Here is a 25,007-nt window from a genome sequence, read left to right on the forward strand (position 1 = left end):
CCATGGACGATCTCCGAGCTCCTCTGTCACTGCGCTTCGGCGCCTTCGCCTTCGATGAGGCGGATGCGCGGCTGCTGGCCGACGGCCAGCCGGTCGCGCTGGCGCCCAAGGCCTTCAGCGTGCTCGCGGAACTGCTACGGAATGGCGGCCAGCTCGTCACCAAGGACGCCTTGCTCGATGCCGTCTGGGGTCATCGCCACGTCAGCGAATCGGTCCTGAAGACGACGGTCAGCGAGCTGCGTGCTGCCCTCGGCGACGATGCGAAAAGCCCGCGCTGGGTCGAGACCGCTTCGCGCCGCGGGTATCGCTTCATCGGCCCGATCGAGGGCCAGGGGAGTGGCGAGCGAAAGGGCGAGCAGAGGGACGATCGACAGGGCGATGTCGACAGCGGAGATGAGCGCGAAGGGGCAACGTCGACGGTTCCTTCCTCCACGCTCATCGGCCGCGATGCCGAACTCGCGCGACTTCACGCCGCCTGGGCGCGCGCCTCCGGCGGCCAACGCCAACTGTGCTGCGTCGCCGGCGAGGCGGGCATCGGCAAGACCGCCATGATCGATGCCTTCGTCGCCGCGCTCGGCGACGCGGCCATGGCGCACGGCCAGTGCATCGAACAGGTCGGCGAGGGCGAGCCCTACCTGCCCGTGCTGGACGCGCTGGCCGGTCTCGCGCGGACGGACGCCTCGCTCATCACGCTGTTGCGCCGTGTCGCGCCCACCTGGCTGCTGCAGCTGCCCTGGCTCATCGACCGCGACGAGCAGGAGCGCCTGCAGGCCGGCCTCGCGAACTCGACGCAGGACCGCATGCTGCGCGAGTTCTCGGAACTCGTGGAGCAGCTCACCGCCGTGCGTCCGCTGCTGCTCGTCACCGAGGACCTGCACTGGTGCGACGAGGCGACCGTCCGCCTGATCGACCACGTCGCGCGTCGCCGGCCGCCCGCGCGGCTGATGTGGATCGCGACCTACCGGACACCGGAACTCGTCGCCAACGAGCATCCGCTCAACGGGCTGCGCCATGAGCTGCGCGCCCGCAAACTCTGCGAGGAACTGCTCCTCGACCCGTTCAGCGAGGCGGAACTCGCCGTCTACCTCGCGCGCCATCGGCCCGGCCTCGTCGCCGACGAAGCGCATGTGCGACGCCTGCATCGGCAGACCGACGGACTGCCGCTCTTCGTCGCCAATGCGATCGATGAACTCGCCGCGGCGTCGAGCGAGGCCGCGTCCTCGGACGACTGGCCCGTGCCGGATTCGCTGGCCGGCGTCATCGAGCGTCAGCGCGCCCGGCTCGCGCCGGACGCGGCCGCGTTGCTGGAAGCCGCCGCGGTCTGCGGCGTCGAGTTCGAGTGCTCGATCGTTGCCGCGATGCTGGGCCTGGATGCTGCGGCCGTGGCGACCCGGTGCGACGAACTGGCGCGGCATCAGGCCTGGCTCGCGCACTCGGTGCTGGAGACGCTGGCCGACGGCACGCTGGAGGCGCGGTTCGCGTTCCGCCATGCGCTGTACCGGCAGGCGCTCTATCAGCGCATCGCGCCGTCCACGCGCGTGGGGCTGCATCGGCGGGCCGCCGCCGCGCTCGCGCAGTTGCGCGCCGACCGGATCGGGGCCTTCGCTGCCGCGCTCGCGCTGCACCATGAGCGAGGACTGGAGGCGCTGGCCGCCATGAGCGCCTACGCCGCGGCGGGCGAGCGGGCGCTCGGACGCTTCGCGCCGCGGGAGGCGCTGCTGCTCGCCACGCGCGGTCTGGCGCTGCTCGAACGCTGCCCGGAAGGGGAACCCCGCTGCGTAGCCGAACTGGCGCTGCAGCAGATGCGGGGCGCGTCGCTCGCCCAGTCCACGGGCGTGACGACGCCGGCGGGCCGCGAGGCCTACCTGCGCTGCGCGGCGCTCTGCGAGATGCTGCCGCCGACCCGGCCACGCGCCTGGGTGATGACGGGCCTGGTCTGGATGTTCATCGCCTGCGGCGAGTACCTGCAGGCGGAGGCGATCGCGCTGCGCTTGCGCGACGCCGCCGATGCCTTCGACGACGACCTGCTGCGCGCGGCGGGCGCCGTGTCGCTCGCAGTCACGCTGCTGCAGCGCGGACGCCTCCGCGAGGTGCTGCCGCTGGCCGAGGAGGCGCGTGCGCTCACCGAGGCGCTGGGCCATCCGCGCCTGCCGCCGACCGTGCTGCACGACCCTTCAGCGCTGGCGCTCGGCGTCGGTGCGGTGGCGCATGCCTGCGTTGGAAGCGGCAGGATCGCCACCGAGTGGGCCGATGCCGCAGTCGCCCATGCGACCAAGGTCGGACTGCCGGTGATGCGCGGCTTCACGGCGCGCTGCGCCAGCATCGTCGACGTGCGTTTCGATCGCGCCGAAGCGGTGATGGCCCGAACGCTGCCCATGCGGGAGCTGGTGCGTGAGCATCAGTTGGGTCAGGGCGAGGGGCCGAGCCTGGCGATGCTCGGCTGGGCCCGTGCCTGCACGGGCGATGCAGTGGAGGGGTTGCGCGAGGTGGAGGCAGGCTGCGTCGCCCATGCGGCGACCGGCGCCTGGTTCGAGGCCTCGGGGCTGCGGCGGATGGCCGTCGATGCGGCGCTCGCCGCCGGCGACCTGGACGCGGCGCGGCGCCACCTGGCGGACGGCTTCGAGATGGCTCAACGGCTGGGCGAAACGCTCCATCTGCCGGACCTGTGGGTATCCAGCGCCCTGCTGGCGGCCCAGGAGGGCGATGACGCCGGTGCGCGCACGGCGGCCGAGACCTCGGCCCGCATCGCGCGCGAGCAGGGTGCGCTGACGGCGGAACTCGTCGCCCGGGTGACGCTCTGCGAGCTGCCTGAGGCGACGGCCGTGGACCTCGACGCCCTGCGCGAGGTCCGCTCGCGCTGGCGGGATGCCTTGCCGTGGCCCGTGCTCGCGCGCGCGGACGCGCTGCTCGCGTCCGGCCGCTGACCGGTCCGCCCGGGGCTGATCTGGCCTGACTCGTGTGGGGGTCCTGGGCGGCCCTGTCCCTGCCGCGCGGGCTCGCCTCCCGACCGTTTCCAGACCGTTCCCCGACCGTTCCCGAACGACTTCCCTGACCGTCGTCCCTACGCTTCAGTCCATGGTTGCCGCGCCTTCCGCGCCGACCGTGACGACCTGGAGAAATGACGATGTCCCCCTGCCTTCGCCGCTTTGCCCGCCCCGCGCTGGTCTCGGCCGTGGCGCTCGCGGTGGCCGCTTGCGCCGCGCTGCCCGACGTGCCGCCGCTCACCACCCCGCGGCCGGTCGACGGCTACGCGTCGACCCAGACGCTCGCCGCCGCCCGTGCCGACTGGCCGTCCGACGCCTGGTGGCGCGGCTACGGCGACGCGCAGCTCGATCAACTGATCGATGAGGCCCTGGTCGGCTCGCCGTCGATCGCCACCGCCCAGGCACGCCTGGCGCGGGCGGAGGCCACCGTGCAGACCTCGCGCGCCGCCGACCGGCCGCAGCTGCGCGGCAACGCCTCGATCACCGGGCAGAAGCAGAGCTACGAGTACCTGACGCCGCGCGCCGCCGTGCCCGAGGGCTGGAAGGACTACGGTCGCGCGACGCTGGACTTCTCCTGGGATCTCGACTTCTGGGGCCGCAACCGGGCGGCGCTGGCGGCGGCGCTCTCCGATGCCGAAGCGGCCAAGGCCGATGCGGCCCAGGCCCGGCTGATGCTTGCCGCGTCGATCGCCTCGGGTTATGCCGAGTTCGCCCGGCTCTGGGCCGTGCAGGACACCGCCGAGGCCGCGCTCGCCGTGCGCGAGAAGACCGTCGAGCTGTTCCGCATGCGCCGCGACAACGGACTGGAGACGCTGGGCAGCGTGCGCCAGGTCGAAGCCCGTCGCGCGATGGCCGAGGCCGACCTGCTGTCGGCGCGCGAGCAGCTCACCTTGCAGCGGCATCGCCTTGCGGCGCTGGCCGGCGCCGGTCCTGATCGCGGAATGACACTCACCCGTCCGCGTCTGGACGTCGCCCGCGAGTTCGGCCTGCCGGAGCGCCTGCCCGCGCAACTGCTGGGCCGCCGCCCCGACATCGTCGCGGCGCGCTTGCGCGTCGAAGCCGCGCTGGGCCGCGTCGACTCCGCCAAGGCGGCGTTCTATCCCGACGTGAACCTCACCGCGTTCGCCGGCATGCAGTCGCTCGGACTGTCGAAGCTGACCGACGGCGGCGCGTTCATCGGCAGCATCGGCCCGGCGATCTCGCTGCCCATCTTCGACGGCGGCCGGCTGCGCGGGCAGTTCCGCGGCGCCCGCGCCGACGCCGATGCCGCCGTCGCCAGCTACGACCAGGCCGTCGTGCAAGCGCTGCAGGAAGTGGCCGACATCGCCGCCAGCACACGGTCCCTCGGTGGCGAGCTCACGAGCACCGACGCCGGCGTCGACGCCGCGCGAGAGGCCTGGGAGATCCAGCAGCGCCGCTACACCGGCGGCCTGTCCACCTACCTGGAAGTGCTCACCGCGGAGGACGCGTGGCTGTCCAACCGCCGCGCGCAGACCGACCTGCGCTCGCGTGCCTTCACGCTCGACGTGTCGCTGAAGCGCGCCCTCGGTGGCGGGTACAGCGCCACGCCGAAGTCCTGAGTTCCAGCCTGTACGCGTGCCCGCACCAGCACCCGAATCCGTTCCCCCGACAAGAAGCCCGAGAGAGAAAGCGAGTCCCGCCATGTCCGAAGCCGTCTTCGATGCCCAGCCGCATCAACCTCAACATCAGTCGCAGCACCTGCACGCCGTCGAGCAACCGGCCCACGCCGCGCCCGCCGCACAGGCGCGTCCCGAGGCGCGCAAGAAGCTGTTCACCGTGCTCGCGCTGACGGTCGTCGCGGCGGCGGTCGGCGTCTTCGCCTACGAGCACTTCTTCGCGTCGCGCTACGTGACCACCGACAACGCCTACACCGCGGCCGAGACCGCGCAGGTCACGCCCTTCGTCGGCGGGATCGTGAAGGACGTGCGGGTCTCCGACACGCAGGCCGTGAAGCGCGGCGACGTGCTGGTCGTGCTCGACGACACCGACGCGCGCCTCGCGCTGGACCAGGCCGAGGCGGAGCTCGGCCGTGCGCAGCGCCGCGTGCGCGGCTACGTCGCCAACGACGCCAGCCTCGCCGCCCAGATCTCCGCGCGCGACTCGGATCGCACCCGCGCCGAGGCGCAACTGGCCTCCGCTTCCGCCGACCTCGACCGCGCCCGCGTCGACTTGCAGCGGCGCGAGGCGCTCGCCGATTCGGGTTCCGTCTCGGCCGACGAGATCACGCGCGCCCGCAACGCCTTCCTGACCTCGAGCGCCGCGCTCGCCGCCGCCAAGGCGGCCGCCGCGCAGAGCGCCGCCAACCGCGTTGCGGCCGTCGGCCAGCGCGACGCGAATGCCACGCTGATCGCCGGCGTCAACGAGGACACCAATCCCGAGGTCGCGCTTGCCCGCGCCAAGCGCGACCAGGCCCGCGTCAACCTCGAACGCATGGTCTTGCGCGCGCCGGTGGACGGCGTCGTCGCTCGTCGCGCCGTGCAACTCGGCCAGCAGGTCGCTGCCGGGACGCCGCTGCTCAGCATCGTCCCGATCGGGCAGGTGCACGTCGACGCCAACTTCAAGGAAGGGCAGCTCGACAAGGTCCGGATCGGGCAGCGCGTCGAGATCGAGTCCGACCTCTACGGGCGCTCGGTCGTCTATCACGGCACCGTCCAGGGCCTGTCGGGCGGCACGGGATCGGCCTTCGCCGCGATCCCGGCGCAGAACGCGACCGGCAACTGGATCAAGGTCGTGCAGCGCGTGCCGGTGCGCATCGCGCTGGACCCGCGCGAGCTCGCCGAGCGGCCGCTGCAGGTCGGCCTGTCGATGAGCGCCACCGTCGACACGCGCGCCGAGTGAGCCGCCGTCAAGGAGTCGCGCCATGACCGCCGCCGCCCTTCCCAACAACGCTGACGCCAAGGACCGCCCGCTCGAGGGCGGGCAGTTGTGGCTCGCCGCCATCGTCCTGGCCGCCGCGAACTTCATCGCGGTGCTGGACATGACGATCGCCAACGTCTCCGTCCCCGACATCGCCGGCAGCCTCGGCATCAGTTCGAGCCAGGGCACCTGGGTCATCACCTCGTACGCGGTCGCCGAGGCCTGCATCGTGCCGCTCACCGGCTGGATCGCGGGCCGCTTCGGCGCGGTGCGCGTGTTCTCGACGGCGATGGTGCTGTTCGGCTTGTGCTCCGCGCTGTGCGGGCTCTCGCCGACGCTCGGCCTGCTGGTCACCGGCCGCGTGCTGCAGGGCCTGTCGGGCGGATCGCTGATGCCGCTGTCGCAGACGCTGCTGCTGCGCGTGTTCCCGAAGGAGAAAGCCGGCAGCGCCATGGCGCTGTGGGCGATGACGACGCTGGTCGCGCCCATCCTCGGGCCGATCCTCGGCGGCTGGCTCTGCGACGCGTTCTCGTGGCCGCTGATCTTCTTCATCAACGTGCCGATCGCGCTCGCCGTCGCACCGATCGCGGCGCGCCTGCTGCGCCGCTACGAGACCCCGCTCGAACGCAAGCCGATCGACAAGGTCGGGCTGTTGCTGCTGATCGTCTTCGTCGGCGCGCTGCAGCTGATGCTGGACCTGGGCAAGGAGAAGGACTGGTTCGAGTCCAACGAGATCATCGCGCTGGCGGTGGTCGCCGCGGTCGGTTTTGTCGCCTTCCTGATCTGGGAGCTGACGGAGCCCTATCCGATCGTCGACCTGCGGGTGTTCCGTCACCGCGGCTTCGCCGTCGGCGTGCTGACGATTGCGCTGGGGTTCGGCGCGATGTTCGGCGCCAACGTGCTCACGCCGCTGTGGCTGCAGAGCTTCATGGGCTACACGTCGACCTGGGCCGGTCTGGCGACGGCCTGGTCCGGCGTGCTGGCGGTCGCGGCGGCGCCGCTGGCCGGCAAGCTCGCGGGCAAGATGGATCCGCGGCCGCTGGTGTTCTTCGGGCTGGCCTGGCTGGGCGGCGTCATGATGCTGCGCACGGTCGGCACGACGCAGATGGGCTACTGGCAGGTCGCCCTCCCGCTGCTGCTGATGGGTGTCGGCATGCCGTTCTTCTTCGTGCCGCTCACGGCGCTCTCGCTGGGCAGCGTCGAGCCGCACGAGACCGCGTCCGCCGCGGGGCTGCAGAACTTCATGCGCACGCTGGCCGGCGCGGTCGCGACCTCGCTCGTCACCACGAGCTGGGAGAACCGCACGACGGCGATCCATGCGGATCTCGTCGGTTCACTGGACAGGTCGGGGGACGTGATGCGCTCGCTCACCGGACTGGGTCTGGCGCCGGACGCGCGCAACGCGATGCTCGACAACCTGCTCACCGGGCAGAGCGTGATGCTCGCAACGAACCAGATCTTCTGGATCGTGGCGGCGATGTTCGTGATCTCGGCCTTCGCCATCTGGCTCGCGCCGCGGCCCACCCGCGCGGTGGCGATGAGCGAGGCCGGGCACTGATCGCAGGAGGACGGCCATGACCCTGACCCAGGACCCGCTGCATCCGGTGCGCCGCCACTACGTCCTCAAGCTGGATCGGCAGGCCGATCTGGCGCGAGGCGAGGTGAGCGGACGGGTCGAGAACCTGGCGACAGGGCAGAGCTTCGATTTCAGCGATGCGACGTCGCTGCTGGAGGGGTTGGCGCGGGAGTTGGCCGGGGAACAGGGCGATGCCTCAGGTCGATGAGGATGGTGGCCTTTTCCAGATCGACTCGAAGTGATGCAGCTTGCAGAGAGCGCTGTGTTCGACGGCGCCTTGTTGGCACCCCGCCATTCGGCATGACAGGAACTGGCTTCGCGGGGTCAGCCGGTCGAGGAACTCTTGGTCGGCGATCCGTTGTGCTTCCTCGGGCGGCGGAGGATCAGGGGCGCCGGGGAAGGGCAGCCACGCGTCGTGTCGCCAGTAGTAGAGGAATGATTCGAGCAGCAGGTCGTCCGTTGGATTCAACTCGAACATCGAGGCGCAGCCGGCCACATCCTCCAACAATGCAGTGTCGAGGCCCTCGTGCGGGAAGCCGGCTGGCGCCGCCTCGGCGTGGCAGTCATCGGCACCCGAGACCATGAGGCAGGCAGCGCCGAGGGTGACGTCGTCCCGCTCCGCCAGGAATAACCATCCATCCTCCAGCGTCTTGGCGGAGGCTTGGCGCAGGACCTCGCGAAGCGTTGAGATGCGCGTGATGGGCATGACTAGAGCCTGATGTCGACGCGCAGCACCGTGATTCCCTCGCTGTCGGCGAAGGCGTAGCGCTTGTTGATCGGATCGAACGCCATAGGCGGCGTCGTGGAGGAGTTCCCCATGATCGGACCGGTCCGGTTGCCAGAGGCGATGTGAGGCCAGCGCTGCACGATGCGGCCGTCGCGCAGGTCGATCAGTCGCGGGTGTTCATGCAGGCCAAGTACGTGGTGCTCTCCGACCGCGATGATCTGTCCGACGCGGCCTGGAACGCGGACCGCCTTGAACTCCTTCGGCCGACTCAAGTCGATGCTTCGGATCTCCGTGACGCCGAGCGGTATCTCGTCGTCGTTCCAGCTCTCGCCCTGATCGAACAGGGCGATGGCCAGACGATCGTCGGCAACGAACGTGGCGCTGCTCTCTTCGGCACACGCTTGGACGCCGACGCCGACGCCGTCTGCGTCCAAGTGCGTCGGATCGCGCAGTGCCGCCTCCACGTCGAACACCACGATCTCGTCCACCGGATGCCACACCCATCCCGCGCTGACGAGATACCGGCCCTCAGGCGATGCGATCAGCCGGGACTGGAAGAAGTCCCGCGCCTTCCGGGACGGGCTGCGCGTCAGCGGCTCGCCGGTCTCGAGATCCTCGATTTGCAGTTCGTTGTAGTGGTCCGGGCAATGCGCCAGCACCGGTCGTCCCGATGGCAGCCGCAAGACAGCGGCGGGGCAGTCGTAGGCGTTCGCGTGATAGAAGCTGCGGTTGATCTCGCGAAGGACCTTTCCTTCTTTCAGGATCAGGCCCTTCGTGCCTGCGTTGGCGTAGATGACTGCAAAGGAGCCGTCTGGCAACGCCACCGCGGTGTCGAACGGATACGCGAACCGGACGTAGCCGTCGGCGCTGCTGCCATCGAGTGCGAAGGCTCTCCCGCCTCCCACCCAATCGACAAGGTAGTCGCCCTCCCAGACGAGGGATCGAACTCCCGGGGCGTTGATCCGGATCTCTTCGAGGTTCAGCACATCAGCGCCTTGTCGCTCACATCGCCGCGACCAGCAGCGTCGGATCTACTTTCTTGCCAAGCTTGTGCTTGTGCGCCGTCAGCTCCGTCAGCACGCCGCGTATCTCGTCGGGCGAGGGACGCAGCGGGCGCAGTGCCGTCGCCAGGCGAGGGACGATCTCCTCGGACATGTAGCGCTTGCCGCCGGCCATGATCTGCCAGACCACCAGGCCCAGCCCGATGACCAGGGCCGTCAACACCATTTCGGGCAGTTGATTCGGCGCGAAGCGGTTGGCGATGCCGGATGTCGCCAGCGGCAGGACCACCATCGCGACGATTGCCAGCGCGCCGTAGCGGTCGAACTGCGTGCGGGCGAAGCGCTCCTCCACCATCTGCGACAGCACCAGGAACGGCGAGGCGATCAGCGCCGAGCGTTCCTCGGCGGTGACATGCGTCGGGCCGAGCTTGATGCGGTTCTCCAGCTCCAGGCGATCGGCGTAATGGGCACGGATCGTCGGGAAGGTCTTGATGATCAGCATCTCGACCGCCGGCAGCTTCTTTTCCGGCGTGCCGTAGCGGGTCTCTTCCGTCATCGAGGTCGTCTTGCAGTGCTGGCAGGTCCGCTCGTGACCCACGAGCCGGCCTTCGCCGAAGCTCAGGTAGTAGACGTGCCCGGCGGAGCCGATGCGCCCCAGCCGGTGCGCGGTAACGGCCCGGCAGATCGGGCAGAAATCGGCGACGAAGCCGAGCTTGCGGCGCACGATCTTGCGCCCCCAGACGATGAACATGGCCCGTGGCCCTCCCTTGGTCAGCGCGTACTGATTTCCGGGCCGGCCGTGCGCTTGAGGCTCTCTGGGCTCCGGATCGGGCGGGAGTATCCCTTTGGCGGGTTGGCCGGATCCGGGGAAAAGTCGCTGGTTCGGGTTTTCCTGTTGCCGGGTGTCGCTTTCGCAGGACAGACAATGCGCCGCGCCCGCTCGACCGGGCGCGCAAGACAACCGGAGCAGCTGGCCGCGCCCCTCGCGCAGGCCCTGCCGACACCCAGGGAGCCCTCACTTGATCCTCGTCTTCAACATCACCGGCGCGCTCTGCGCCGGCATCGCCATTGCCATCCTCGTCCTGCTCGGCCGCGTGTTCCCGGGCATGACGCAGCTGCAGGACTTCCTCGCGGCGGGCGTGATCACCGGCATCGTCGGTGACATCGCGGAGCGGCTCGGCCTGCGGCCGCGGATCTTCTACCTGTCGCTGCGCCTGTGGGGCGTGCTGATCCTGCTGCTCGGCGTGGCGCAGGAATCGCCCGTCGCGGCGATGGCGCTGGGCCTGGTCGTGGCGGCCGTTTACATCGTGCTCAATGGCCGCAACTCGGAGACCAAGCGCTGGGAAGCGGCGGTGGAGTCGCTGCGGCAGTACAAGCTCGTCACCGATCTCGACAACGGCCAACTGCGCGGCGTGCTGCTGTACGACGCGCTCTTCAGCAACCTCTGGCTGCGCTCCGACGACGCGATGCGCCGTCACACGGCCGATGTGATGGGACGGCTTCGTGCCGACCCCGCGATCGCCGTCAACGACCAGGAGCGCGCCGTCATCGCCACTTTGCAGCAGCAGGTGGAATCGACCTTGGTGACAGGTGTTGCCCCCTGGCGCCTCGCGGGTGTCGGCATGCTGCGCACGCGGTTGAAGCGCTTGGCGGGGTGAGTGAGGAACCTGCCGGCATCGACGGCGCGCATTGAGCATTCACAAGCTCGCGCATCCGCGCAACGAAAAAGCCCGCCGGCTTTCGCCAGGCGGGCTCGTGTTCCGAAGCGCTCCGTGGGAGCGTTCGACGGACGTTCAGTCGAAGTTCGGCGTCTCGACGCCCAGCACCTTGTGCAGCTTCGGGCTGGTGGTCGTGTACTGCAGGTGGACGCGCTTTTCCGGGTTGATGATCGGCATCGCGCCGAACGCGGCCAGCGCGGCCTCGTGGAAGCCCGACAGGATCAGCTTCTTCTTGCCCGGGTAGGTGTTGATGTCACCCACCGCGAAGATGCCCGGCACGTTGGTCTGGAACTTCTCGGTGTCGACCTGGATCTGCTTCTTCTCCAGCGCCAGACCCCACTCGGCGATCGGGCCCAGCTTCGGCGACAGACCGAAGAAGACCAGCACCTGGTCCGCCGGCACGACACGCGTGACGCCGTCGCCGCCGGTGATCTTCAGGCCCTTCAGCGCGTCCTCGCCTTCGTCCAGGTCGCTGACCTGGCCGACGATGAACTGCATCTCGTAGGCATCGCACAGCTCACGCATCTTGGCCACCGAGGCCGGCGCGGCACGGAAGCCGTCGCGGCGGTGCACCAGGATCACGCTCTCCGCCTTGTGCGGGTTGCCGTCGGCGTTGCCACCGCAGAAGTTCAGCGCCCAGTCCAGCGCCGAGTCGCCGCCGCCGATGATCACCAGGTTCTTGCCGGCGAACTGCGACGGGTTGCGCACGCGGTAATGGACCTGCGAGCCCTCGAACTTGTCGATGCCCTCGATCTTCAGCGTGCGCGGCTGGAAGGAACCCACGCCGCCCGCGATGAAGATGGTCTTGGTCAGGAACTGCGTGCCCTTGCTCGTCGCGACGAAGAAACGACCGTCCGCCTGCTTCTCGACCGTCGTGACCTCCTGCCCCAGATGGAAGGTCGCGCCGAACGGCTCGATCTGCTTCATCAGGTTGTCGGTCAGCTCCTTGCCCGTCACCACCGGCAGCGCCGGGATGTCGTAGATCGGCTTGTCCGGGTACAGCTCGATGCACTGGCCGCCGGGATAGGCCAGCGAGTCGATGATGTGGGCCTTGATCTCGAGGAGGCCCAGTTCGAACACCTGGAACAGGCCCACAGGGCCCGCGCCGACGATGACGGCGTCGGTCTCGATCACGCCCGCGTGCGGGGCGGAGGTCGCTTCAGTCACTTGCGTTTCCATTCTTGTGTGGGGCGGCCGCCGGCAGCAGGACCCGACGCCGCGAGATGAGGGGATCGGTCAGCGGACCAGCTGATCGATCTTGCCCGTCTTGTCCTTCCACTCCTCGGCGTCCGGGAGCGGGGCCTTGCGCTTGGTGATGCTGGGCCATTTCTTCGCCAGGTCGGCGTTCAGCTTGATCATGATCTGCTGATCGCCGGGCACGTCTTCCTCCGGCATGATCGCGTTCACCGGGCACTCCGGGATGCAGACCGCGCAGTCGATGCACTCATCGGGATCGATGGTCAGGAAGTTCGGACCTTCGCGGAAGCAGTCGACGGGACAGACATCGACGCAATCGGTGTATTTGCAGCGAATGCAGGCTTCGGTGACGACGTGGGTCATGGCGGCTCTTCTAGTGACGGGGCCGGCGGATGGGCCCTCGAAAATCAGCGATCCCTGGCAAACGGCGAGGTCGCGCTGACGGAAAACGGGAGATTTTAAACGTTCGGGCTTTGGACCAGGGTTTCCGGCCCGCGCGGCTCAAGGTCTTGGCGTGAGGACGGCGTCGCGTAATCGCCCAGATCGGCGTCCGGAGCCCCGGCCAGCGGGGCTGCGCCCGCACCGACGATCACCACCGTCGGCCGTCCCTTGTGCAGCATCGACGCCGCGCCCAGTGAGGCCACCTCGTGCTCGCTCGACAGCGCATCGGCGCAGCCTGCGCGCGACACGACGCTCACGGGTGTCGAGGCGTCCCAGCCCGCGGCGAGCAGCCGGCGGGAGAGGGCGGCCAACTGCTGGCCGGCCATGTAGAACACCTCGGTGTCGGCGGACCTGCCGGCCTGGAGCTCGCCCTCGCGCGTCATCGCGGTCGTCAGCGCGACGCTGCGGCCCGCGCCACGACGCGTGAGCGGACGCCCGGTCTGCGCGGCGGCCGCGATCGCGGCGGTCACGCCGGGCACGATCTCGTAGGGGATGTGCGCTTCGGCCAGCGCCAGCAGCTCTTCCTCGAGGCGGCCGAAGACGCTCGCGTCTCCCCCCTTCAGGCGGACGACGACCTCATGCGCCTTGGCCTCCCGGACCAGCGCGGCGTTGATCGCCGTCTGCTTCGTGGAATGGCAGAAGCCGCGCTTGCCGACGTCCAGCCACTTCGCCTGCGGCGCGAGCTCGCGCAGCGCCGGGTCGGTGAGCGCGTCGAAGAGCACGACGTCCGCCTGCGCGAGCGCCCGCGCGCCGCGCAGCGTGATCAGGTCGGCGGCGCCGGGCCCGGCGCTGACGAAGAGGACACGTCCCATGGCGGTGGCTCCTGGCGGTCGTTCGGGTGGGCGGGTCAGCGGACCAGCAGCGCGCCGCTGGTGCGGTTGCTGGTGGGATCCACGACGATCAGCGCGCCGCCGACGCGGTTGTCCGCGTACGGCTGCAGCGGCAGCTCGGCCTGCAGCTCGATGGTGACGTGGCCGATCTCGTTGACCGACAGCTCGTGCGCCTCGGTCTCGGCCAGCGTCTGGATGTCGAGCCGGTGATCGATCGCGGCGATGCGGGCCTGGACCCAGCGGTTGCCGTGACGCACCCAGTACTTGCGGCCGAGGACGGCCGGCTCGGTATCGATCCACGCCAGCGTGGCTTCGAAGGTGCGGCGGGGCGTGGCCGCGCCCGGCGCGACGATCCAGTCGCCGCGCGAGACGTCGACCTGGCGGTCCAGCAGCAGCCCGGCGGATTCACCGGCGACCGAGGTCGCCACCGGTTCGCCGGCGCGGCGCAGTTCGCCGACGATGGCGGTCTGGCCGCTCGGCAGGATCTGCACTTCATCGCCGACCTGCACCTGGCCTTGCGCGATGCGGCCCCACAGCACGCGCGGGTTGTTGCCCGTGCCGTCGCCGTCCTTGGCGACGTACTGGACCGGCAGCGCCAGGGGCGCCTCGACGGTCTCCTGCACGGTCGGCAGCGACTCCAGCACCTGCAGCAGCGACGGGCCGTCGTACCAGTCCGATTCCAGCGGTTGCGTCACGTTGTCGCCGCGCAGCGCGGAGACGGGCACGACCGCGGTCACGCGGATGCCGGCCGCCGAAGCGAACTTCTCCAGCGCCAGCGAGACCTTGCGGAAGGCATCGCCCGGGTTCGCGGCGGCGTCGATCTTGTTGATCGCGAAGACGATGCTCGGCACGCGCAGCAGGTGCGCGAGCAGGCTGTGACGGCGCGTCTGCGGCAGCAGCGGGACGTCGTCGACGGTCAGGTCCAGCTTGGTCACGTCGACCAGCACGACCGCGGCATCGCTGCCCGCGGCGGCGGTGACCATGTTGCGCGTGTACTGCTCATGACCGGGGGCGTCCGCGATGATGAACTTGCGTTGCTTGGTCGCGAAGTAGCGGTAGGCAACGTCGATCGTGATGCCTTGCTCCCGTTCGGCTTCGAGGCCGTCGGTCAGCAGGCTCAGGTCTATCGGCTGGCCGGCGGCTCGCTTGGCCAGCGTGTCGAGCTGGTCGGCCAGGATCGCGCGGCTGTCGAAGAGCAGGCGCCCGATCAGCGTGCTCTTGCCGTCGTCGACGCTGCCGGCGGTCAGGAAGCGCAGCGCGCGGTGCGTCGTGTCGACGTCGGATTGATGGATCTTGGTCACGGCGGGGGAATTCACTGGGTTCAGGACGGCGGACATCAGAAGTAGCCTTCCTTCTTGCGACGTTCCATGGAGGCGTCGGAGGTGCGGTCGTCCATGCGCGTCGCGCCACGCTCGGAGACGGTGACCGTCAGCGTCTCGGCGACGATGTCGGCGGCGTTGGCGGCCGGGCTCTCCACCGGGCAGGTGCAGGTCATGTCGCCGACGGTGCGGAAGCGCACCTGCGCCGTCTCGACGGTCTCGCCGGCTTCCGGCGGTGTCACGTCGGTCAGCGGCACCAGCAGGCCCTTGCGGCGGATCACCTGGCGGTCATGCGCAAAGTACAGCGACGGCAGCGGGATGTTCTCGCGGGCGATGTAGAGCCACACGTCCAGCTCGGTCCAGTTGCTGATCGGGAACGCACGGAAGTGCTCGCCCGGACGGATGCGGGTGTTGAAGAGGTTCCACAGCTCGGGCCGCTGCTCCTTCGGCTGCCATTGGCCGAAGCTGTCGCGGTGGCTGAAGATGCGCTCCTTGGCGCGCGCCTTCTCCTCGTCGCGGCGGGCGCCGCCGATCAGCACGTCGAAGCGGTGTTCCTCGATCGTCTCCAACAGCGTCACCGTCTGGTGGCCGTTGCGCGATTCCAGCGGATGCGCCAGCCGGATCGTGCCCTTCTTGATCGAGTCTTCCAGGTGGCCGACGACCAGGCGTTCGCCCATCTCTTCGACGCGGCGGTCGCGGAACTCGATCACTTCGGGGAAGTTGTGGCCGGTGTCGACGTGCACCAGCGGGAAGGGCAGCTTGCCGGCGAAGTCGTTGCCGGCGATGCGGCGCTTGAAGGCCTTCTCCGCCAGGCGCAGCACCACGCACGAATCCTTGCCGCCCGAGAACAGCAGGGCGGGGCGCTCGAAGGCCGCGGCGACCTCGCGCAGGATGAAGATGGCCTCCTCTTCGAGGTGGTCCAGGTGGCGGTGGTCCGCCAGCGGCAGCAGTTGTTCGAGGTTCACGGGGGCGTTCATGCCGGGGCTCCGGAGGTCGATGTCGGGGGGGACACTTCGGGTTCAGATTCGGTGTGCGTGGCGTGCAGCCCGCATTCCTTGGAGGAGTCTTCCCACCACCAGCGGCCGGCGCGGAAGTCCTCGCCGACGGCGATCGCGCGGGTGCAGGGCGCGCAGCCGATGCTGGGCATGAACTGGTCATGCAGCGGGTTGTAGGGAACGACGTGCTGCTGCACGTAGTGCCAGACATCGGCCCAGCTCCACTCGGCCAGCGGGTTGACCTTGGTGCGGCCGTGGCCGTCGTCCTCGCGGAACGGGACCTCGGCGCGGTTGGCGCTCTGCTCGCGGCGCAGGCCGGTGATCCAGGCGGTGCGGCAGGCCAGCATGCGCGACAGCGGCTCGAGTTTGCGCACGCCGCAGCAGGCCTTGCGCAGTTCGACGCTGCGGTACATCGGCTCTTCGCCGTGGGCGCGGACGAAGTGGACGACCTGCTCGTTCACCGGCGCGAAGACTTCCACCTCGATGCCGTAGCGGTCGTGGATGCGCGGGATCAGCGCGAGCGTTTCCGCATGTAGCTTGCCAGTGTCCAGCGTCGCCAGCGCGATCGGCAGGCCGTGGCGCGCGATCAGGTCGGTGATGACCATGTCCTCGACGCCCAGCGAGGTCGATTGCAGCGCGCCGGGACCGAAGTCCGCCGCGGCTTGTTTCAACACCTCGACCGTGCGCGCGACGCGCTCGTCGAAACCGGCGGTCTTGCGGGCGTACAGGCCGATGGCCGATCCGACGCCGGCATCGGAGCCAGGCAGCGCAGAGACACCGGCCGATGCACTCTCGGACGCTCCGCCGATAGTCGCGAAGTCCAGCGAAGACACCTCGCCGCTCATGCTCAGACCTCGGTCTTCTGCCCCGGACGGGCGAACAGCGGGCGCGTCTCGTTGACGTCCGCCTGGTAGTGGCCGGGGAAGAAACCCAAGGCGCGCTCGGCCGCTTCCTGGTTCTGGTCGCCGCGCATCTGCACCGCATCGACGCCGCAGCGTTGCAGCAGCGGCAGCATGTCCACGAGGACCTCGCCGATCGCGCGGACCTCGCCGGCGTAGCGCAGCCGCGAGCGCAGCACGTGCGCCTGGCTGTAGGCGCGGCCGTCGACCCACTTCGGGAACTGCAGCACGACCAGCGCGAGGCGCGGCAGGTCGGTCTTCAGATCCAGCACGTCGATGTCGTTGGGCAGGATCACGCCGGTGGCGAGGCCTTCCGGCCAGGTGTCGCGCACGGCGTGCCACTGCTCCAGCGTCAGCAGCTTGTGGTCGGCGGCGGCGGGATGCGGTTGAGGACCGTCCTCGCCCGCGCAGGTGTGCCAGGGGTCTTGGGCCTTGGAAACGAACTTCATGGTGCGGCGGCGGTCAGTCGGTGGTCTGCTTGGCAGTGGTGCGGCGGATGCCGTTGGTCGCCTGCTTGAAGGCGTCCAGGCCGATGCGGCGGACCGTCTGCAGGAAACGTTCGCCGGCCTCGCGCTCGCGGCGGTAGGTCGCGATCACGGCTTCGACCGCATCCGCGGCCTCGTCGGCGGCGAAGGACGGACCGATCACCTTGCCCGGCACCGCGGCGCCCGACAGCGTCGAGCCGTCCGAGCCGCCCAGTGTGATCTGGTACCACTCGCTGCCGTCCTTGTCGACGCCGAGCACGCCGATGTGGCCGCTGTGGTGGTGGCCGCAGCTGTTGATGCAGCCGCTGATGTGCAGGTCGATGTCGCCGATGTCCCAGAGCTCGTCGAGGTCCTGGAAGCGGTCGGTGATCTCGGCCGCGACCGGGATCGAGCGGGCGTTGGCCAGCGCGCAGAAGTCGCCGCCAGGGCACACGATCATGTCGGTCAGCAGGCCGATGTTGGGCGTGGCGAAACCGTGTTCCTTCGCGGCCTCGAACAGCGCGGCGAGGTCGCTCTCGCGCACCCAGGGCAGCAGCAGGTTCTGGTCGTGCGAGACACGCAGTTCGCCGTGGCTGTACGCGTCGGACAGCGCGGCGGCCGCGTCCATCTGCGCGTCGGTGATGTCGCCCGGCGGCAGGCCGACGCGCTTGAGCGACAGCGTCACCGAGCGGTAGCCGCTGACGCGGTGCGCGTGGACGTTGCGTTCCAGCCAGCGGCGGTAGGCCGGCGAAGCGCCGTCGAAGATGTCGACGCCCGGCACCGGGGTCACGCCTTGCGGCTCGACGAAGCTCGCGGCGACGCGCGCCAGTTCGGCCTCGGGAATGATCTGCTCGTGGCTGCCGGTGTCGTCGCTGAGGATGGACTGGTACTCGGCGTTGACCGCGTCGAAGTAGGCCTGGCCCTCGGCCTTCACCAGGATCTTGATGCGCGCCTTGTACATGTTGTCGCGGCGGCCGAAGCGGTTGTACGTGCGCACGATCGCCTCGAGGTACAGCAGGATGTGCTGCCACGGCACGAAGGGGCTGATCTCCTGGCCGATGATCGGCGTGCGGCCCATGCCACCGCCGACGAAGACCTGGAAGCCGATCTCGCCGGCCTCGTTCTTGCGCAGTTGCAGGCCGATGTCGTGCCAGGCGATCGCGGCGCGGTCTTCCTTCGCGCCCGAGATCGCGATCTTGAACTTGCGCGGCAGGAAGGCGAATTCCGGATGCAGCGTCGACCACTGGCGCAGCACTTCGGCGTAGGGGCGCGGATCGATGAGCTCGTCCGCCGCCACGCCGGCGGTGACGTCGCTGGTGATGTTGCGGATGCAGTTGCCGCTGGTCTGGATGCCGTGCATGTCGACATCGGCCAGCAGGTCCATCACGTCGGCCGACTGCGGCAGCGGGATCCAGTTGAACTGCAGGTTCTGGCGCGTCGTGAAGTGGCCGTAGCCGCGGTCGTGCTCGCGGGCGATGCGCGCCAGCTGGCGCAACTGGCGGCTGTCCAGCACCCCGTACGGCACGGCGACGCGCAGCATCGGCGCATGGCGCTGGATGTACCAGCCGTTCTGCAGGCGCAGCGCGCGGAAGTCGTCGTCGGGGAGCTGACCGGCCAGATGGCGTTCGAGCTGGTCGCGGAACTGGGCCGCGCGGGCGTGGACGAACTGGCGGTCGAAATCGGTATAGGCGTACATGGCGTCGGCTGGACCCGGCCGGGTTTCTCAAGGGGCCCGCCGCGCGTCAGAGACACCGCGGCTGGCCCAGGGCTGGCCGGGAGTCTGCACTCTATGAACGCTTTATATATATGAGAACTACAAATTCGTAGATTGCTTATGGCCAGATAAGCATATGAAGATTCCTGCAAAAGGCAGGGCGAAGGTGGGATGGCGGCCACAGGCCGCGCCCTCAGCCCGTCGCCAGTCGGCGTAGAGCCACGATCTGATCGGTGATCCGCGGCGGCAGAGGCTCCGTGCCGGCCAGGATCGCGCGGATGAGGTCGGCGTTGGCAGCCGGCTCACAGGCGGTCGAGAGCGGCCAGTCCAGATCCTCGTTGCTTGCCGGGTTGAGATCCAGGCCTTGCCCGTTCGCGAAGCCTTGCAGGTGGGCCTTGCGGCGCAGGTGCAGGTAGGCCTCGCCCTCGCTGGCGCGCATGAGGAGCGCCCGCCCGTCGTCGGCGCTGAGCTGAGGCAGCGCCTCGCCCATGCTGTCCACGTATTCCGGATGCGTCACCGCGACCACGCGCACGCTGCGACCCGGCAACGGGTCCAGCAGCTTGGCGACGCTGTGGCTGCTGTTGCGCAGGCCCATGCGCGGGCGCAGCGCCATCATCGCGTCGAGGCCGGGATGGATGACCTCGGTCGGCAGGATGGCGAGGCGATTCGAGGCCAGATGTCGACCGGCTTCGTCCACGTCCTTGGCGACGGGCAGTGCCAAGGCCTCGAAGAGTTCGAAGGGGCTGATGCGGCTGTCGAAGTCGTGCCGGCCATGGATCAGCACCGGAATGCCGTCGCGCGCCAGCAGCATCGCCACCAGCGGCATCAGGTTGGCCTGCTTGCGCGCGCCATTGAAGGTTGGCAGCACGACGGTCCGGGGGCCGGCCGGTGCCGCCACGCGGGCGGCGCCGGCCTGCATCGCCTCGACGAAGCCGAGCAGCTCGTCGAGGCTCTCGCCCTTGATGCGCATCGCGATCAGGATGGCGCCGCGCTCGAGATCGGGCACGGTGCCGGCCAGCAGCGCGGCGAAGAGCGCGCGGGCCTGCTCGCGCGTCAGGTCGCGGGCGCCTCGAGCGCCGCGGCCGATTTCCTTGAGGAGGGGGGCGTAGTCCATGCAGGTCCCGTTTGAAGGCGGTCATCTTAGAGGCGGCCTCGGTACCACGGACGCCAACGGCCGACCAGATGTCAATCCTCGCAGCACCTCCCGGCGCGCGAAGCCGCTATACCGCTTGCTGCCCGGCGCCATCCTGGCGTCGAGGCCACACGCAAAGAGGGAGTGATCTTGAAAATCTCGAAGACTTTGAAAACGATCGCCGCAGCCTTGGGCTGCGTCGTGGCAGCGGCCGCGCAGGCGCATTGGGTGCCGAGTGGCGGCACGAGCAGCTACACCGCCACGGTGTCCACCGGCTCGGGGGCATTCTCCTACACGGACGTCGACAACACGTTCACGCCGAAGCCGCTGCCGAGACTGGCGGGCCAGTTGGCGAGCGTCAACACCCGTCTGGAGTCCGCGCTCAACGAGCGGCTCAAGGCGGCGGCCGTGGCGCAAGGCCTGAACTATCTGGGCGGCACCGTGTCCGGGGACCTGTCGATCACCATCCAGCCGGTCGGCGGCGCGATGCAGGCCACCTTGTCGGGCTTGTCCTTCCGCGGCACGACCCAATACAGCGGAAGGAAGTTCGGTGTCATCACCTTCGACTGCATCAACACCGCGACCATCAGCAACATCACGATCCGCGCGCAGTACGGCGCGAGTACGGGCGCCGTGTCCGCGCCGACGGTCGGCATGACCGGGCAGGTCGGTTCGTCGACCGAATGCGATTCCAACCTGAGCTGGGTCCTGCCCTTCATCGGCGACCTGCTGATCGACTACGCCGCCAACAAGATCGACGACAAGATCCTGGCGGGCGCCGTTCAGCTGATGGCGGACTCGCAAGGGTCGCTGTTGTACGGGCAGGATGCGAACCTCGGCCAGACGGTCGTCGGCCTGCTGACCCTGATTCCGGATAACGCCAACATCGCGGGATTCGCGGTGGGCAGCTATGTCCGCAGCAACCTGCCGTACCTGCTGGCCAACAGCCAGTTCACGATGAAGCTGGGGCATTGGCCCAAGATCGATCCGTGGCGCCGGAACGTGCCGCCGGCGAGCGACCTCGTGTACACCAGCGAGCTGCTGAACATGTCGCTGACGGCACCGGGGGCGTCGTTCAATGTCCGGCTGACCAACTCGATGACGGACGTCGAGTGGGTCTGGGTCTGCAACGTCGACAACCTCGCCTTGCAGTGCCCGCAGCCCTGATGCGGTACGCGTGAAAGCAAAAGCCGGCCCGAGGGCCGGCTTTTTCGTTGGGCACGTCGGAGACGCGACGCCGCCGACGGGTCGCCGATGTCGTCAGGCGAGTGCGCGCTCCGATGCCGCGGCCTGGTCGGCGGCGACGGCCTGCGGCAGGGCGGGCAGACCGAGTTCCCCGAACAGGTCCTTCGGATCGTCCATCTCCGGCACCAGCGCGAGTTCCCGGCCCAGGCCGAGCGCCTCGGCGCGGTCGCCCAGCCAGCGCAGCGTGGCGAAGTCCTCGAGGGCGAAGCCGACGGAGTCGAAGACCGTGACCTCGTCGGCGCTGCGCCGGCCGGCAGCCTCGCCGCGCAGCACGCGCCAGAACTCGGTGACCGGGAAGTCCGCCGGCATCTGCTGCACGTCGCCCTCGATGCGGGACTGTGGCTCGTACTCGACGAACACGTTGGCGCGCGCCAGCACGTCGTGGTGCAGTTCGGTCTTGCCGGGGCAGTCGCCGCCGACGCCGTTGACGTGCATGCCGGGCTCGATCATGTCCGGCGTCACGATGGTCGCGTTGCGCTTGTCGGCCGTGACCGTCGTGACGATGTCGGCGCCGCGTGATGCTTCAGCGGCATCGCGGCAACGGACCAGCGTCAGCCCGTCGATGCGCGACAGATGACGGACCAGCTTGTCGGTCGCGGCCGGGTCGACATCGAAGAGGCGGATCTCATCGATGCCCAGCAGGTGGTGGAAGGCCAGCGCCTGGAACTCGCTCTGCGCGCCGTTGCCGATCAGGGCCATCTTGCGCGAGCCGGGACGTGCCAGGTGTTGCGCGGCCAGCGCGGAGGTGGCCGCGGTGCGCAGCGCCGTGCTGAGTGTCAGCTCCGACAGCAGCCGCGGCGTGCCGGTCGCGACGTCGGCGAGCACGCCGAAAGCCATCACGGTGGGCAGGCCCACGAGGTGGTTTTTGGGGTGGCCGTTGACGTACTTGAAGCTGTAGCGCGAGGCATCGGAGATCGGCATCAACTCGATCACGCCCTCGTCCGAATGGTTGGCGACGCGGGCGCTCTTGTCGAATTCGCTCCATCGGACGTAGTCGTCGGCGATGTAGCGGGCGAGGGTCTGGAAGCTCCGGGCGATGCCGTCGTGTCGGACGACGCGGGCGACATCGGGCGTGAGGAGGAGGCGGGTCGTCATCGGCGGGCTCTTGGCAGTGGGAATGCCTCCATTCTTCGGATCCTCGTGTCAGCAGGAAGCCAGAGAACTGATCAATAATCGAAGTGCCTTGTGCATTTCGTCAGGGAACTCTGACGTTCTGCCGTGAATTTGGGGTTAACCCTGGGCGGTCCGCGCGCAGCGGGGCCGTCGATGCACCAACATGGACACACTCGACCATCAACTGATCGCGCTGCTGCGGCAGGACGCCCGCGCCAGCATCGCGACGCTGGCGCACAAGCTGAAGGTGTCGCGGGGGACCGTGACGAACCGGCTGACGCGGCTGGAGGACAGCGGGCAGATCGTCGGCTACACGGTGAAGCTGCGGGCCGACGTGGTCCAGCCGCACATCACCGCATGGATGAGCATCGCGGTGGAGGGCAACCGCACGCGCGAGGTCGTCGGCATCCTGCTGGGCGAGCCCGGCGTGGCGGGGCTGTTCGACACCAACGGTCGCTGGGACCTGTTGGCCGAGCTGCGCGCCGACAGCCTCAATGAACTGGCCGAGATCCTGGAACGCGTGCGCCTGATCAAGGGCATCGGCGCGACCGAGACCAGCATCCACCTGCAGACGTACAAGCTGGCGTGAGCGCCCGCGCGGCGAGGCGCCTCAGCGTTTCGGCGTGGAGGCCGGCGCGTCGTCGTCGTCCGGCTCGGGTGCATCCGGTTCGAGCTGGAAGCGGCCGTCGCGCAGCTCCATGCGCGTGCGCTGCACCACCGCCCGGAGCGCATTGCAGGCGCCCTCGTTGAAGCGCAGCACGATCTCCACGCGCGGGCCACGTCCCGGACTCAGCACGCTGACGCCGGAGGTCTGCGGGGCCGCCGTCGCGCCGCAGGCGAGCGGCCCCGGCTTGTTGTCGAAGCCGAGCTCCGCGCCGAGCTGCAACTCGCCATCGCGCTCCAGCACCAGCCGTTCGGTGCGGCTTTCGCGGCCGCGGTCGACGTCGTAGCGGCGGCTGCGCAGGATCCAGTGTTCGTCGGCGATCTGCAGCAGCTGCAGATCCTCGTCGCCGGACCCCGGCGCGCCCGGCATCAGCAGCAGCCCCTTGGCGCGCAGCTTCCAGCGGCCGGCCTCGTCGGCGGCGAGCACGGCGGCACCCAGCGCAGGCACGCACGCCGCGCAGCGGAACTGGTCGCGCGGGCCCGGCGTCAGCTGGTAGACCAGCATCAGCTTGTCGATGTCCGATTCGACATAGCGGCCGCGGAAGACCTCGCGGATCTCCGCGCGCAGCGTCGGCGAACGCCCGCCGAAGAACGCCGCCGCGCGCTCGTGGCGCCAGGTGTTGCCCCCGTAGACCAGTTTCATCGCTGCCGCGGCATCGGGCGGCTTGTCGATCGCGACAGGGACCTGCGCGCGCACCGCCCCGGCGATCAGCAGCAGGGCGGCGGCGCCAAGGCGACGAAGGATGCCAAGGCTGCGAAGGTGGGCGAGGGGCTCGTGCACGAAGGTCGGGTTCGGCGTGTGGCGAAGCCGCGATCATCGCCGAGCCGCGCGGCCCCCGGGTACAGTCCCCGCCCATGAGCCGTCCCGACGCCACGCCCCCGGTGATCCGCAGCCTGCTGGAGACCGACCTCTACAAGTTCACGATGTGGCAGGCGATGCTGCACCGGTATCCGCAGGCGCAGGCCGAGTACCGCTTCGCGTGCCGCAACACGCCGCAGTACCCGCTGGCGGAACTGGTCGCGGACCTGGAGCGCGAGATCGACCACCTCTGCGCGCTGACCTTCCGCGCCGACGAGCTCGAGTACCTGAGCGGACTGCGCTTCATGAAGCCCGACTTCATCGACCTGCTGCGCATCTTCCGCTTCCAGCGCGCGTTCATCGCGGTGCGCGCGGACGGCGAGAAGCTCGAGATCGTCGTGCGCGGCCCGCAGGTCCACGTGATGGCGTTCGAGATCTTCGTGCTGGCGATGGTCAACGAGCTGTACTTCCGCCGCTTCGACCAGACGGCCGCGATCGAGGAGGGGCGTCGTCGGCTCGCGCAGAAGATCGATCTGATCCGGACCTTCACGCGGGAGGAGGCGCCGCGCCGCCATCCGTTCCAGTTCTTCGACTTCGGGCTGCGGCGTCGTTTCTCCGGCGCGTGGCACGAGGAGGTCTTGCGCACGCTGCGCGACGAACTGCCGGAGACCTTCCGCGGCACCTCCAGCGTGCTGCTGGCCAAGGAGCTCGGCCTGGTGCCGATCGGCACGATGGCGCACGAGTACCTGCAGGCCTACCAGGCCACCGGCGTGCGGCTGCGCGACCACCAGAAGGCCGCGCTCGAGGACTGGGTGCAGGAGTACCGCGGCGACCTCGGCATCGCGTTGACGGACGTCATCGGCATGGACGCGTTCCTGGCCGACTTCGACCTCTACTTCGCCAAGCTCTTCGACGGGCTGCGCCACGACTCGGGCGATCCGGTCGAATGGGGCGAGAAGGCGCTCGCGCACTACGACCAGCTGCGCATCGACGCCAACACCAAGCGGCTCGTGTTCTCCGACGCGCTGGACATGCCGAAGGCGCTGGCGCTGTACCGCCACTTCGCGGACCGCGTCCAGCTGGGCTTCGGCATCGGCACCAAGCTCAGCAACGACGTGGGCCTGCCGACGCTGAACATCGTCATCAAGCTGACCCACGTCAACGGTCAGCCGGTGGCCAAGCTCTCGGACAGTCCCGGCAAGACCATGTGCGAGGACCAGACCTTCCTGGCCTACCTGCGGCAGGTGTTCAACGTGCCGCCGCCGGTCTGATCGTTCGGATCGGATGCCGCGACGGCCCGCGACCATGGATCG

23 protein-coding genes are annotated in these 25,007 nt (G+C 69.3%); 9 read left to right on the forward strand and 14 right to left on the reverse strand.

Annotation, left to right across the window (positions count from 1 at the left end):
• The first annotated feature begins 2 nt into the window (after window positions 1-2).
• From AC07OZ_RS26915 to AC07OZ_RS26935, 5 genes are all read left to right on the forward strand, one after another.
• Complete coding sequence (locus AC07OZ_RS26915; RefSeq protein ID WP_495470113.1) at window positions 3-2,924, forward strand: ATP-binding protein; 2,922 nt, start codon at window positions 3-5, stop codon at window positions 2,922-2,924.
• A gap of 200 nt (window positions 2,925-3,124) precedes the next feature.
• On the forward strand, window positions 3,125-4,564 hold the full coding sequence (locus tag AC07OZ_RS26920; protein ID WP_495470114.1) for an efflux transporter outer membrane subunit: 1,440 nt from the start codon (window positions 3,125-3,127) through the stop codon (window positions 4,562-4,564).
• A gap of 82 nt (window positions 4,565-4,646) precedes the next feature.
• Entirely contained in the window at window positions 4,647-5,843 is a 1,197-nt protein-coding gene (locus AC07OZ_RS26925; protein ID WP_495470115.1) for an HlyD family secretion protein, read from the forward strand.
• A gap of 22 nt (window positions 5,844-5,865) precedes the next feature.
• Window positions 5,866-7,419, forward strand: coding sequence for a DHA2 family efflux MFS transporter permease subunit (locus AC07OZ_RS26930; RefSeq protein ID WP_495470116.1), 1,554 nt, complete (start codon window positions 5,866-5,868; stop codon window positions 7,417-7,419).
• Between the two features lie 16 nt (window positions 7,420-7,435).
• On the forward strand, window positions 7,436-7,645 hold the full coding sequence (locus tag AC07OZ_RS26935) for a hypothetical protein (protein WP_495470117.1): 210 nt from the start codon (window positions 7,436-7,438) through the stop codon (window positions 7,643-7,645).
• On the opposite strand, the gene AC07OZ_RS26940 is transcribed toward AC07OZ_RS26935, so the two are convergent.
• From AC07OZ_RS26940 to AC07OZ_RS26950, 3 genes are read right to left on the reverse strand one after another with little or no spacing between them, the layout of a single operon-like run.
• Complete coding sequence (locus AC07OZ_RS26940; protein ID WP_495470118.1) at window positions 7,634-8,143, reverse strand: DUF7716 domain-containing protein; 510 nt, start codon at window positions 8,141-8,143, stop codon at window positions 7,634-7,636. The genes AC07OZ_RS26935 and AC07OZ_RS26940 overlap by 12 nt on opposite strands.
• 2 nt (window positions 8,144-8,145) lie before the next feature.
• Window positions 8,146-9,150 (reverse strand): hypothetical protein, encoded by a 1,005-nt coding sequence (locus tag AC07OZ_RS26945; RefSeq protein ID WP_495470119.1) that lies wholly within the window; start codon window positions 9,148-9,150, stop codon window positions 8,146-8,148.
• Window positions 9,151-9,166: 16 nt separating this feature from the next.
• Window positions 9,167-9,916: a hypothetical protein gene (locus AC07OZ_RS26950; RefSeq protein WP_495470120.1), complete on the reverse strand. Its 750-nt coding sequence runs from the start codon at window positions 9,914-9,916 to the stop codon at window positions 9,167-9,169.
• Between the two features lie 268 nt (window positions 9,917-10,184).
• Here AC07OZ_RS26950 and AC07OZ_RS26955 point away from each other — a divergent pair, with 268 nt between their 5' ends.
• On the forward strand, window positions 10,185-10,823 hold the full coding sequence (locus AC07OZ_RS26955; RefSeq protein WP_495470121.1) for a hypothetical protein: 639 nt from the start codon (window positions 10,185-10,187) through the stop codon (window positions 10,821-10,823).
• Window positions 10,824-10,958: 135 nt separating this feature from the next.
• On the opposite strand, the gene AC07OZ_RS26960 is transcribed toward AC07OZ_RS26955, so the two are convergent.
• The 9 genes from AC07OZ_RS26960 to ybiB all read right to left on the reverse strand — a co-directional run bounded on the left by AC07OZ_RS26960 (window position 10,959) and on the right by ybiB (window position 19,856).
• Window positions 10,959-12,062, reverse strand: a complete 1,104-nt coding sequence (locus AC07OZ_RS26960; RefSeq protein WP_495470122.1) for an NAD(P)/FAD-dependent oxidoreductase — start codon at window positions 12,060-12,062, stop codon at window positions 10,959-10,961.
• Window positions 12,063-12,119: 57 nt separating this feature from the next.
• On the reverse strand, window positions 12,120-12,443 hold the full coding sequence (gene fdxA, locus AC07OZ_RS26965) for a ferredoxin FdxA (protein WP_067276314.1): 324 nt from the start codon (window positions 12,441-12,443) through the stop codon (window positions 12,120-12,122).
• 95 nt (window positions 12,444-12,538) lie between these two features.
• Window positions 12,539-13,333 (reverse strand): uroporphyrinogen-III C-methyltransferase, encoded by a 795-nt coding sequence (gene cobA, locus AC07OZ_RS26970; protein ID WP_495470123.1) that lies wholly within the window; start codon window positions 13,331-13,333, stop codon window positions 12,539-12,541.
• Between the two features lie 35 nt (window positions 13,334-13,368).
• On the reverse strand, window positions 13,369-14,688 hold the full coding sequence (locus AC07OZ_RS26975) for a sulfate adenylyltransferase subunit 1 (RefSeq protein ID WP_495470124.1): 1,320 nt from the start codon (window positions 14,686-14,688) through the stop codon (window positions 13,369-13,371).
• On the reverse strand, window positions 14,688-15,647 hold the full coding sequence (gene cysD, locus AC07OZ_RS26980; protein ID WP_495470125.1) for a sulfate adenylyltransferase subunit CysD: 960 nt from the start codon (window positions 15,645-15,647) through the stop codon (window positions 14,688-14,690). Before cysD ends, AC07OZ_RS26975 begins: the two co-directional genes overlap by 1 nt.
• A complete protein-coding gene (locus tag AC07OZ_RS26985; RefSeq protein ID WP_495470126.1) occupies window positions 15,644-16,510 on the reverse strand; it encodes a phosphoadenylyl-sulfate reductase in 867 nt (288 codons plus the stop codon). Before AC07OZ_RS26985 ends, cysD begins: the two co-directional genes overlap by 4 nt.
• A gap of 2 nt (window positions 16,511-16,512) precedes the next feature.
• Window positions 16,513-17,013 carry a DUF934 domain-containing protein gene (locus tag AC07OZ_RS26990; protein WP_495470127.1) on the reverse strand — a complete coding sequence of 167 codons (501 nt, stop codon included), beginning with the start codon at window positions 17,011-17,013 and terminating at the stop codon, window positions 16,513-16,515.
• A gap of 13 nt (window positions 17,014-17,026) precedes the next feature.
• Window positions 17,027-18,724 (reverse strand): nitrite/sulfite reductase, encoded by a 1,698-nt coding sequence (locus AC07OZ_RS26995; RefSeq protein ID WP_495470128.1) that lies wholly within the window; start codon window positions 18,722-18,724, stop codon window positions 17,027-17,029.
• Between the two features lie 211 nt (window positions 18,725-18,935).
• The gene (gene ybiB, locus AC07OZ_RS27000; RefSeq protein ID WP_495470129.1) at window positions 18,936-19,856 is read right to left on the reverse strand and encodes a DNA-binding protein YbiB; all 921 of its coding nucleotides are present in this window, start codon (window positions 19,854-19,856) and stop codon (window positions 18,936-18,938) included.
• Window positions 19,857-20,024: 168 nt separating this feature from the next.
• Here ybiB and AC07OZ_RS27005 point away from each other — a divergent pair, with 168 nt between their 5' ends.
• Window positions 20,025-21,041, forward strand: coding sequence for a hypothetical protein (locus AC07OZ_RS27005; RefSeq protein WP_495470130.1), 1,017 nt, complete (start codon window positions 20,025-20,027; stop codon window positions 21,039-21,041).
• Between the two features lie 93 nt (window positions 21,042-21,134).
• Here the strand turns inward: AC07OZ_RS27005 and ocd are convergent, their stop codons facing one another.
• Window positions 21,135-22,214 (reverse strand): ornithine cyclodeaminase, encoded by a 1,080-nt coding sequence (gene ocd, locus AC07OZ_RS27010; protein WP_495470131.1) that lies wholly within the window; start codon window positions 22,212-22,214, stop codon window positions 21,135-21,137.
• Window positions 22,215-22,395: 181 nt separating this feature from the next.
• On the opposite strand from ocd, the gene AC07OZ_RS27015 reads away from it, so the two are divergent.
• Window positions 22,396-22,821, forward strand: coding sequence for an Lrp/AsnC family transcriptional regulator (locus tag AC07OZ_RS27015; RefSeq protein WP_377161224.1), 426 nt, complete (start codon window positions 22,396-22,398; stop codon window positions 22,819-22,821).
• 21 nt (window positions 22,822-22,842) lie between these two features.
• Here AC07OZ_RS27015 and AC07OZ_RS27020 read toward each other — a convergent pair whose 3' ends face one another.
• On the reverse strand, window positions 22,843-23,676 hold the full coding sequence (locus tag AC07OZ_RS27020) for a hypothetical protein (protein WP_495470132.1): 834 nt from the start codon (window positions 23,674-23,676) through the stop codon (window positions 22,843-22,845).
• Window positions 23,677-23,750: 74 nt separating this feature from the next.
• Between AC07OZ_RS27020 and pncB the strand changes: the two genes are divergently transcribed.
• On the forward strand, window positions 23,751-24,965 hold the full coding sequence (gene pncB, locus AC07OZ_RS27025; protein ID WP_495470133.1) for a nicotinate phosphoribosyltransferase: 1,215 nt from the start codon (window positions 23,751-23,753) through the stop codon (window positions 24,963-24,965).
• The last annotated feature ends 42 nt before the right edge of the window (window positions 24,966-25,007 follow it).

This window comes from Roseateles sp. GW821-FHT09G03 (genome assembly GCF_059416045.1).